This is a genomic window from Microbacterium sp. RD1 (assembly GCF_052220165.1).
Taxonomy (GTDB): domain Bacteria; phylum Actinomycetota; class Actinomycetes; order Actinomycetales; family Microbacteriaceae; genus Microbacterium.
The window spans coordinates 1,800,046-1,810,153 of the sequence record NZ_JBQPOL010000001.1 but is presented as its reverse complement, the minus strand read 5'-3'; the positions used below and the strand labels follow the sequence as shown (position 1 = coordinate 1,810,153).

Here is a 10,108-nt window from a genome sequence, read left to right as displayed (position 1 = left end):
CCGCACCGCGCAACGAGAACTCGACGACGCGTACACCCTTGTGACCCGGTTCCCGCGCACAGTAGAGGTGTGGGAGGCGGGACGGATCTCCCGCGGGCACGCTGCCATCATCCTCAAGACCGGACTCACCCTGCCCGACGAAGTCCGCGCCGCGTGGGAAGAGACGGTGCTGGAGTTCGCGGTGAAAGAGACCCCCGGCCGCACCGACGCCTACGCCCGCGAACTCGCCGAAATCATCAACCCCGTATCAATGGCAGAACGGCACGCCGAAGCCGTCACGAAAAGGTCGATCAGCGTGGTGGACCTGGCCGACGGGATGGCGCTCCTGGAAGTCCTCCTCCCCGCCACGATCGCGTACGCCATCCGCGACCGCATCCGCCAGCAAGCGAAGATCGTCCGCGACACCGCCAACGCCGACCGCGCCCGGCGCCGCAAAGAAGCCACGCAGGCGGCAAGAGTCGAACCGCAGGCAGCTGCCGGGAGCACGGAAAGGGGCGGCACTCCCGCCGACGAGCCCGCGACCGCGACGGCACTCGTCGACGCGACCGTGACCGCCGACGTTCCGGTCGTGGATGATGTCCGCACGACCGCGCAGATTTCCGCGGATCTCGTCGCGGACATGCTGCTGTGCGCGACCCCGACCATCGACCCCACCGGGAACGCGGCGCTGGACCGTGTGGTCGGGCACGTCCAGATCACGATCCCCGCCACCGCACTCACCGGGATGACGGAGTCGGGGGCGATGCTCAACGGACGTATCCCGGTCGACCCGGGCACCGCCCGCCGACTCGCCGGGAACACGCCCGGATGGGACCGGGTATTCACCCACCCGATCACCGGGATCGTCACCGCCGTCGACCGATACACCCCCGCCGCCTCCCAAACCCGGTACCTCCGCGCCCGCGACAAACGCTGCCGCGGATACGGATGCCGGCAACCCGTCCACCGGTGCCAAATCGACCACAACCACGAACACCACAACGGCGGCCCCACCACCAACAGCAACCTCGCCCACCTCTGCACCCGCCACCACACCCTCAAAACCGAAACCCCCTGGACCGCCACCCAACACCCCAACGGCACTCTCGAATTCCGAAGCCCGTTAGGCCACACCTACACCGACCAACCCCCACCCCACGTCACCTTCATCCCCGACAACCAACCCCCACCCTTCTAACGCTTCGTCTCGCCTACGGCACGCTCACCGACCGGACGCGGGCAGCACACCACACGCGCCGGCGACGCTTCGTCTCGCCCCGGCTCGACCAGCGACCGGACGCGGGCACCACACCACACGCGCCGGCGACGCTTCGCCTCGCCCCCGGCTCGACCAGCGACCGGACGCGGGCACCACACCACACGCGCCGGCGACGCTTCGTCTCGCCCCCGGCTCGACCAGCGACTCGAGCGAGCAGCACGCCACGCCACGCGCGGGGGCGCTTCGTCTCGCCTACGGCCGGCTCAGCGACCGGACGCGAGCACACGCCACGAGAGGGCACGACGCACGGCGCGACGTTTCGTCTCGCTACGCTCGCTCAGCGAACGGAGGCATCGGGGTTCAGAGTTCGTCTGTCCAGGCGAGGTCGGCGGGAGGCGAGGTCTCCGGACCAGCCGAGGGCTCCAGACGTCGTGTCAGCTCCTGCAACTCGGCCACGACGTCGTCGTCGATCAGCTCGGTCATGTTCTCGGGGCCGCTCTCCGCGACGATCTGACTCGCCGGCCCGATGAGGAGAACCGCCGTCGTGCGAAAACCGTCGGGTCCGATCACCGGGATCTCGACGGTCGCCGCCGTTCCCGCGTCAGCGAGCGCCCGGCTGTAGTTCATCGTCGCGATCGCGACCTCGTCGCCGGTCACGAGCCGGTCCCCGGCGTACACGATGGTCTTCACCCTTCCTGTATAAGGCGCCACCTCGGGAGCGTGGGTGGGGGTTGCGCCGATCGCAATGAGACGTTAGCCGAATGCGCAAGGGCTTTTCTGCCTTTCGCACGGGTGCTTGGCTCGAGGCGAAGGTGGTGATCATGGGAAAGTTCGTCTATGACGGTCAGGTGCGGGTCGACTTCGAGGATCGCCTTCTGGCGCATCTTCAGGCGACGATCACGACGAAGCTGCGCCGAGGTGAGCCGTTCACGTTCATGTGGAAAGACGATGCGAGCATCGGGGACGGACGTACGACGGTCTGGGTCCATCCCGGATGCTCTCTGGTGTACAAGTACTACGGCGGGCGAGTCCCGGGTCTCAATCGGGCGTGGCTGGAGGCGTTGATGCACACCGCGAATTCGCCCTCGGGCCTCTACGTCGTCCCCGAGCCGGCTCAACGCTCCGAGGAAGGGAGACCGGTCCTTGAAACGGATTGATGTCGTCTACGACGGTCAGGTGTACAGCGTGGGCGGCCGCGACCTCGCCGACCTGGAACGCGAGATCGTCGAAGGCCTCACCGCACCCACACCGCAGTGGCTCATCGTGAACGACGGTGAGGGCGATCGCCGGCCCGCCCATCTGCTGCTGCATCCAGGAATCGCGATCGCGGTGATCCCGATCCCCGCCGAGAGCTGAGCCCGTCACCACAACAAGTAGAGTGCCCCTCCCACGGTCAGCACGATGACGATGCGCTCGAAGATCCGCTGTGACATCCGTCCGGCGATGAGTCGACCGACGATCGCGCCGAGCAGAACCCCGGGAACGAGGATCAGGTCGATCCACAACCCGTCCACAGAGAAGAGCCCGAGACCCGCCGCGAAGGGAACCTTCGCGACATTCACCACGGCGAAGAACCAGGCCGCGGTGCCGAGGAACTGCTTCACCGGGAAGCGTGCGGCGAGGAAGTACATCGACATCACGGGGCCCGCCGCGTTCGCCACCATGGTCGCGAACCCGCCAAGGGTGCCGTAGATCCCGGCGGCCACCCGCCCGGCGGCCGCCGGCGCATCCGCCCCTCGAGCGCGCCACCGGCGCCACAGCGTGGTCGCCACCACGAGCAGGAGGATGATCGCGATCACGCGACGCACCCAGGTCTCGTCGGCGACGGCGAGGAAGGCGACGCCGAGCACGATTCCCACGAGCACCGCCGGAAACAGCCGCAGCAGCGTCGGCCAGTGCGCGTTGCTGCGGTAAACCCAGATCGCGAGAAGATCGCCGACGATGAGGAGCAGAAGGAGGGTCGCCGTCGACTCTCGCGCCGGGATGGCGACCGCGAAGAGGGCGACCACGACGCTTCCGGCTCCGGGAAGGGCCGTCTTGGATATCCCGATGATGAGCGCAGCGACGCTCATGAACACCCAGGAGAGGATGCTGAGCTGTGCCAGGTCGACCGCACCGCTCATCGACCCAGGTTATCGACGCGAGAGAGGGCTCGACGTCCGCCGTCCTCGCAGCGGCGTGCGCAATCCGGCTTGAAAGGCAGGACGCGCTCCGCGATGCTGAGCAGTGAATGACCCAGCGGGCGTGAGCGATGGAGGTCCCCGTTTGCCAGAGGCATCTTTTGACATCCTGGTCGCGGATGGCAACGCGTCTCGCGCCGACCGGCTACGCGCCTGGAGCAACACCGTCCCCGGAGCGCGGGCCATGGCCGTGCGGCGCGACACAGCCAGCGTGGGTGAGGCGATCAACGCTTCGCGGCCGAGCCTGCTCGTCCTCGGCGAGTTCGAACGGGACGGAGCGCTCTCGACATGCCCGTCGATCGGGCTGCTTCGAGCCATTCGCGCCTCCCGGCTCGAGCTGGAGGTCATTATCGTGACCTCCCAGCCGTCGGCCTACGCCCTGCAGGATGCCCTGCGTCTGGGTGTCAACGACTACCTCGTGGCACCCGTCGGTCCCGACCGATTCATCCAGTCCGTGCGACAGCTCAGCGCATACCACGACGCGGATGCGGAACACCTGTCTCAACCCGAAATCGATCAGCTGCGCTCGATCGCGTACCCGTCCCGGGCGTGGGTGCCCCGCGAGCTGTCCACGCACCGACTCGAGATCGTGCGGCGGATGCTCGAATCCGAGACGACGCCCATCACCGCAGCGACCCTCGCCGCCGCGCTGGGGATCTCCCGGGTCACCGCGCGGCGGTATCTGGAGTACCTCGTCACGCTCGGGGAGATCGACGTCGACTCGATCTCCGAGGCTCGCGGCCGACCCCGAAAGCTCTACAGCCGCGCTTCGTGAGAGAGTCGTCCCTGCTCGTCACCGAGCGCGCCGATACGCCGACGGTGACGCGCCATAACGTCGGGCGAAGTCCCGCGAGAAGCGCCCGGCGTTGACGTATCCGACGGTCGCCGCGATCTCGGCCACCCCGGTTCGACTGTCCCGCTCGAGAAGGACGCGCGCGCTCTCCAATCGCAGATCTCGCTGAAACTCCGACACTGTCGTGTCGAAGACGCGACGAAAGCCGATCTGCAGCGAGCGCACGCCGACCCCGACCATCTGGGCGAGATCCGGGAGGCGGATGCGACTGTCCGGCGCATCGAGCAGGAGAGCAGCGGCGTCCCAGACCACAGCATCGGAGGCCGTCGAGCCCGACAGGAGGAGCTCCATCGAGTGGCTGTGAGGGTGTCCGAACAGCAGCGCCGACGCGACGAGGTCCGCGAGGTCGTCGTCCTCCCCTGAGCGCACGGCTTCCACGACGCGCCACGCGGCGGGACGCAGAGCCGATCCCGCCCCCAGCGCCAGAGGGCGGAACCGTATGGGTTCGGATCCGTCGATCCACGGCGCGTGAGCGCGCGCGTAGTCGGAGACGACGGAGGCGGGCAGTGCCAGCGTGAGGAAGTCGGCGGCCGATGAAGTCCGCATGTGCGGCATCGATCCGGCGTCGAAGACCATCACCTCTCCGCGTGGGGCCTTCAGACGACGCCCGCCCAGCGAGACCGACATGTCGTCGCGCAGAGGCATCGTGATGGTGAGCACCGGCGCCGGTTCGGTCACCTCGATGGCGTGAAGGCCCCGGTAGCGCTGCTCGATGACCGTCAGCTGCCCGAACTGAGAGGAGCCGACCGTCGCATGGAATCGCTCGCCTCGCACCGTCGCGAGCTCGTGCGCAGCCGTCAGCGGTGCGAGGGCTCGCTCTGCCTCGGCCTCGATGTCGCTGGTGGTCTCCGCGCTGAGCGGGAGCGCATCATCCGACGCGCGCCACGGCGGCGGCGGTGCGTTCTCGCGCGTGCGGCTGCGCAGCACGGGGGCTCGTTCCGCGGGCATGCCGAATGCATGATGTGCCATCATCCCTGACCACTCCACCGACGGGCTCGAGGGGAGCGCCGTCGGTTCATGAAAGTCATCCGGCATCTCGGGACCCGGATTACGTGCATCCGGGATGAACAAAACCGTGCCCGCCGATCGTCGCGCTCATTGCGTCCACATGCGGTCACACGGCGTTGGCGACCCATGAGCGTCATTCGTAGTGTGTGGCCGGCCGGGAACGCGGAGGCGGACCGGCCATCGCATGTCGCGAGCCGTACCTCGAGGAGGAGATACACGTGTGGAACAAACGCACCCGGCTAATAGCCCTCATGGCAGCAGCGGGAACGATCGCACTCGGCCTGAGTTCGTGCGCAGGCACGGAAGACGCGGTCTCGCCGGGCGCCTCGGGCGCTGCGACCGCCGACTGCGTACCCGCGCCGCCTGACAGCCTTCCCACCAGCGGCGACGGAGCCGTGGAGGGCGTGACGGGGGTCGCCAAGGAAGCGTTGCTCGGATATCCGGGCGAGGTCTTCGAGAGTCCGTGGGGCGAGTTCTCCCCGGCGAGCGCGCCGCCGTGGACGGTGGGCTTCTCCGGAAACGAGGCGAACCCCGCGAACGACCTCATGCAGGAGGGCGTTCAGGAGGTGCTGGATGCGAACCCTGATCTGTTCGCCCCGGAGCTGCTGTCGGTGACGGCGACGCCGGCCAACGATGCCGCATCGCAGATCCAAGGCATGCGAAGCCTGCTGCTACAGGGCGTCGACATCATTCTCGCTCCGCTGGCCTCGCCGACGGCGCTGAACCAGGTCATCGATGACGCGGCGGCTCAGGGGGTTCCCGTCGTCAGCCTCCTCGGACAGGCGACGAGCAAGAACGCCGTCAACGTGCAGCCGAACCCGGTGCAGGTGGGCTATGACGGCGCCGCGGGCGTGGCCGAGCTGATGGGCGGATCCGGCAGCGTGCTCATGGTCCACGGCATCCCCGGACTGTCGATCGACACCCACATCTACGAGGCCGGATTGTCGGTGTTCGAGGCATGCGATGACATCACGATCGCCGGTGAGCTGACGGGGTACTTCGACCCGGCCACGGCGAAGACGGAGACGTTGAAGTTCTTCGCGACGCATCCCGGCGACGTCGATGGCGCGTTCAACGTCTCGAACATGGCATACGGGATCATCAGCGCGTTCGAGGAGACCGGTCGGCCGGTGCCCCCGGTCGCTGACGTGGGAGCCAACGGCGCTGCCATGGCCTACTGGCGCGACCACCCCGATTACCCGGGGGTCGCGGTGTCGCTGCCGGTGAAGGCCACGGCCCGGTATGGCATGGAGGTCGGTCTCGCCATGCTGCAGGGCCGGGGCCTGCGTGTGACCGACGTGCCCTTCTCCCCGACGGAGATCACCCACGACAACCTCGACGACTGGGTCGACCCCTCGTGGAACGAGACGTCGAACCTGTATGCCGACGGCCCGGAGGACTCCATTCCGGTGCCGGAGCTGCTCGCGGGGTACTTCCAGCAGTGAACACCTCCCATCCGCTCCTGCAGGCCACCGGCCTGTCGAAGACGTACGGGTCCACGACCGCGCTGGCCGATGGCGACGTCGTCGTCCAGCGCGGTCAGGTGCTCGCCCTGATGGGGGAGAACGGATCGGGCAAGAGCACATTCGTCAAGATCCTCTCGGGTGTGCAGCGCGCCGACCGCGGCCGTATCCTGCTCGACGGTCGTCCCGTCGATGCGCGCACGCCCGCCCAGGCGATCCGTGCGGGCATCCGCACCGTCTTCCAGGAGGTGCTCGTCGCTCCCGGCCGGAGTGTCGTCGACAACGTCTGGCTGGGCCGGTCCCCCGCCCGAGGGACGCCTCGCGCCGCCGCCCGGCGAGACATCGCCGCGCAGCTCATGGACGAGCTCATGGGCGGATGCGACCCCGACGCTCCTGCCGGCGACCTCTCTCTCAGCGGACGACAGGCACTGTGTATCGCGCGCGCCTTCACGTCCGCGCCACGGATCCTCGTGCTCGACGAGGCCACCTCCGCCCTCGACGTCCGTGTGCGCGATCGTCTGTTCGCCAAGCTCCGAGCAGGAGCGGCCGACGGCATGGGCGTGATCTTCATCTCCCACCGGATGGATGAGGTCGAGGAGATCGCCGATCGAGCCACGGTGTTCCGCAACGGCCACACCGTGGCGCACTTCGACCGCGCCGACATCACCCCGCGCGAACTCGTCCGCGCGATGACCGGCGCGGAGCATCTGGCCGGTGCGCAGACGCGCGAACGCGGCGCACGCAGCGTAGGCTCCACCGCGATTGCGGCCGAGGCGACCACCGTCACCGACGGCTCACCTCCCATGACGGCGAAGTTCGCGAGGGGCGAGATCGTCGGCCTCGCGGGGTTGGAGGGTCACGGCCAGGACCAGTTCCTGGAGATCCTCGCCGGACTGCGAGCGCCCGCATCCGGGAGGGTCAGTCCGCCACGCACCGGCGACGCTCGTCCCGCGTACGTGCCGCGCGATCGACGGACGGAAGGAATCCTCCCTGCACAGTCCATCCTCGACAACTTCTCCGTGACGACGGCGAGCCTCGATCGACGCGGAGTTCTGACCGACCGCAGTCGTGCTCGCGCTCGCTTCTCCCGGTTCGTGGAGGAGTTGCACGTCAAGGCGCCGCGGAGCGAGCTGCCGATCGAATCACTCAGCGGGGGCAACCAGCAGAAAGTGGTTCTCGCTCGCTGGCTCGCCGCCTCCCCCGAGGTCCTCCTGCTCAACGACCCCACGCGCGGCATCGATATCGGTGCGAAGCGGGATATCTATCGGGCCTTGGAGAAGCGCGCCGACGAAGGAGCTGCCGTGATCATCCTCTCCACGGAGGTCGATGAGCTGCTGGATGTCATGGACCGCGTCCTGGTGTTCCGCGAGCAGGGGATCTTCGCAGAGCTCTCCGGGGCGGCGCTCACCCGGCAGTCGCTCGTCTCGGCCTACTTCGGAGAGACCGTATGAACGCCGCGCTCACACTCCTCGGACGATATCCCTGGAGCTTCGCCGCCGTGTTCGTGGTGATCGCCATCGCCCTCAACATCGTCGTGCTGCCGTCGGTCGCCGCCGTCGGTCAGATACCGTCCACGCTGGCGGCGTTTGCGCCCTTCGCGCTCCTCGGTATGGCGAGCGCCCCCTCGATCCTCTCCGGACACGGCGGGCTCGACCTGTCGGTCGCTCCGACGATGGGGCTGATCAACATCCTCCTGGTGACCGGCATCGTCGGGGGGCCGCTTGCCTCTCCCGCCGTCGCGCTGCCCGTCTGCCTGCTGATCGGGCTCGCGATCGGGACGATCAACGGCCTCGCCGTCGCGGTGCTGCGTTTTCCCGCGGTGATCGCGACGCTGTGCATGTTCTTCGTGCTCAGCGGATTGAGCCTGCTGCTCGTCCCGACGCCGCTGACGGCACCGCCGAACTGGACGGACGCACTCGCAACGACGTTCGGGCCGATCCCCGGCGCGGCGCTCACGATCGGCGCTCCCCTCCTGCTGTGGGGCGCCCTGCGTGCCACCGGCTACACCCGTGTGCTCCTCGCCGTGGGGGACAACGAGGTCGCCGCGTACACGAGTGGAGTCCCCGTCTGGGCCGTTCGCGTCAGCGCCTACGCGCTGGGCGGACTGCTGGCGGCAGCGGCGGGTATCGCGCTCACCGGTCTCGTCCGCACCGCCGACGCCAACCTCAGCGGACCCTACGTCCTCGTCGCGCTGGCCGCGGTCGCCATCGGCGGGGTGTCGCTCGCGGGGGGCTCCGGCGGCATGCTCGGGCCGCTGCTCGGTGCAGCCAGCATCTACCTGCTGTCGCTCCTGCTGACGTCGATGCGCGTGTCGGCGGAGTGGGTCAACGTGGCCTACGGCGCCGCGCTGCTGCTGGCCGTCGTAGGAAACGCCGCACTCTCATCGACTCGTCGGAGGACCACGTGAACACTGCCGACCGCGTCGCCGTACGCCTCCCCCGGTGGGCACGCTCCCTCCCGCTCGTGCAGATCGGAGTCGTGGTCGCGGCGTGGGTCGCCACCCTCGTTCTCATCCCTGGGATCGGCCGCGTCACCGGCGTGTACTCGCTGCTGATCCTGGCCGCCTTCCTGGGCATCGCCGCAGCGGGACAGACACTGGTGGTCCTCATCGGCGGGATCGACCTGTCGGTACCCGCCGTCATCGGTGCCTCCAATCTCCTGTGCGCGCTGTGGCTCGGACAGGGATGGCCGTTCTGGGTGGTCGTTGCGGTCATCGCGGTGCTCTCTGCAGGCGTGGGCGCCGCGAACGGCTACCTCAGCGAGCGATTCCAGTTGCCTCCACTCGTCGTCACGATCGCGGTGGGCTCGATCGCCATCGGTCTCGCCCTCGTGGCCACCGGCGGCGGCAATGTCATCGGCTCGCTCCCCGACTGGCTCGCCCGCTTCTCCTCGCCTCTGGGAACAGTGGGGCCGATCCCCCTTCCTCCCGTCCTCCTCCTCTGGGCGCTTCTCATCGGAGGGATCACCGTGGTGCTGGTGTGGACGAGGACGGGTCTGCGGCTCTACGCGACCGGGGCCAGTGCCCGCGCGGCGCGACTGGCTCGCGTCCCCGTGCGCGCGGTGTGGGTGGGCACGTTCGTGGCCAGCGCCTGCAGCTCCGCCCTCCTCGGCATCGTCCTGCTGGGCTTCGGCGGCGCAGGTCAGCCGGACGTCGGCGACCCGTACCTGTTCACCAGCCTCGCCGCGGTGCTCGTCGGAGGGACCTCGCTGCTGGGCGGTCGCGGCGATTACCTCCGCACCGTGCTCGGGGCCCTCATCATCCAGCTGCTGAGCATCCTGCTCGTGGGCTTCGGCCTCGGCGCTGCCGCGCAGCAGATGGTCACGGGTGTCATCATCTTCGCCGCCGTCGCCGTATACGGACGGGAATCACGAGTGCGCGACCGCGTGTGACACCACGAAAAGGTCC

The 10,108-nt window shown here is 68.6% G+C and carries 11 protein-coding genes; 8 read left to right on the top strand and 3 right to left on the bottom strand.

Annotated elements, in window-relative coordinates:
• Positions 1-1,177 (top strand): DUF222 domain-containing protein (locus ACTU3I_RS08825; RefSeq protein ID WP_442925288.1); only part of this gene is annotated, 1,177 nt, incomplete at its 5' end.
• Positions 1,178-1,558: 381 nt separating this feature from the next.
• On the opposite strand, the gene ACTU3I_RS08820 is transcribed toward ACTU3I_RS08825, so the two are convergent.
• The gene (locus ACTU3I_RS08820; protein ID WP_442925287.1) at positions 1,559-1,888 is read right to left on the bottom strand and encodes a hypothetical protein; all 330 of its coding nucleotides are present in this window, start codon (positions 1,886-1,888) and stop codon (positions 1,559-1,561) included.
• Between the two features lie 131 nt (positions 1,889-2,019).
• Here ACTU3I_RS08820 and ACTU3I_RS08815 point away from each other — a divergent pair, with 131 nt between their 5' ends.
• Together ACTU3I_RS08815 and ACTU3I_RS08810 are read left to right on the top strand one after the other, a co-directional pair.
• On the top strand, positions 2,020-2,355 hold the full coding sequence (locus ACTU3I_RS08815) for a DUF7882 family protein (RefSeq protein WP_442925286.1): 336 nt from the start codon (positions 2,020-2,022) through the stop codon (positions 2,353-2,355).
• Positions 2,342-2,554 (top strand): hypothetical protein, encoded by a 213-nt coding sequence (locus tag ACTU3I_RS08810; protein ID WP_442925285.1) that lies wholly within the window; start codon positions 2,342-2,344, stop codon positions 2,552-2,554. Before ACTU3I_RS08815 ends, ACTU3I_RS08810 begins: the two co-directional genes overlap by 14 nt.
• A gap of 5 nt (positions 2,555-2,559) precedes the next feature.
• On the opposite strand, the gene ACTU3I_RS08805 is transcribed toward ACTU3I_RS08810, so the two are convergent.
• Positions 2,560-3,321 carry a sulfite exporter TauE/SafE family protein gene (locus ACTU3I_RS08805; protein ID WP_442925284.1) on the bottom strand — a complete coding sequence of 254 codons (762 nt, stop codon included), beginning with the start codon at positions 3,319-3,321 and terminating at the stop codon, positions 2,560-2,562.
• Positions 3,322-3,589: 268 nt separating this feature from the next.
• Between ACTU3I_RS08805 and ACTU3I_RS08800 the strand changes: the two genes are divergently transcribed.
• Positions 3,590-4,153 (top strand): HTH domain-containing protein, encoded by a 564-nt coding sequence (locus ACTU3I_RS08800; RefSeq protein WP_442925283.1) that lies wholly within the window; start codon positions 3,590-3,592, stop codon positions 4,151-4,153.
• An 18-nt stretch (positions 4,154-4,171) separates the two neighbouring features.
• Here ACTU3I_RS08800 and ACTU3I_RS08795 read toward each other — a convergent pair whose 3' ends face one another.
• Positions 4,172-5,179: an AraC family transcriptional regulator gene (locus ACTU3I_RS08795; protein WP_442925282.1), complete on the bottom strand. Its 1,008-nt coding sequence runs from the start codon at positions 5,177-5,179 to the stop codon at positions 4,172-4,174.
• Positions 5,180-5,490: 311 nt separating this feature from the next.
• Here ACTU3I_RS08795 and ACTU3I_RS08790 point away from each other — a divergent pair, with 311 nt between their 5' ends.
• The 4 genes from ACTU3I_RS08790 to ACTU3I_RS08775 are packed head-to-tail and all read left to right on the top strand — an operon-like array spanning position 5,491 to position 10,092.
• Complete coding sequence (locus ACTU3I_RS08790) at positions 5,491-6,684, top strand: substrate-binding domain-containing protein (protein WP_442925281.1); 1,194 nt, start codon at positions 5,491-5,493, stop codon at positions 6,682-6,684.
• Positions 6,681-8,153: a sugar ABC transporter ATP-binding protein gene (locus tag ACTU3I_RS08785; RefSeq protein WP_442925280.1), complete on the top strand. Its 1,473-nt coding sequence runs from the start codon at positions 6,681-6,683 to the stop codon at positions 8,151-8,153. Before ACTU3I_RS08790 ends, ACTU3I_RS08785 begins: the two co-directional genes overlap by 4 nt.
• Positions 8,150-9,109 (top strand): ABC transporter permease, encoded by a 960-nt coding sequence (locus tag ACTU3I_RS08780; RefSeq protein WP_442925279.1) that lies wholly within the window; start codon positions 8,150-8,152, stop codon positions 9,107-9,109. Before ACTU3I_RS08785 ends, ACTU3I_RS08780 begins: the two co-directional genes overlap by 4 nt.
• On the top strand, positions 9,106-10,092 hold the full coding sequence (locus tag ACTU3I_RS08775) for an ABC transporter permease (RefSeq protein ID WP_442925278.1): 987 nt from the start codon (positions 9,106-9,108) through the stop codon (positions 10,090-10,092). The genes ACTU3I_RS08780 and ACTU3I_RS08775 overlap by 4 nt, the downstream gene beginning before the upstream one ends.
• Positions 10,093-10,108: the final 16 nt, after the last annotated feature.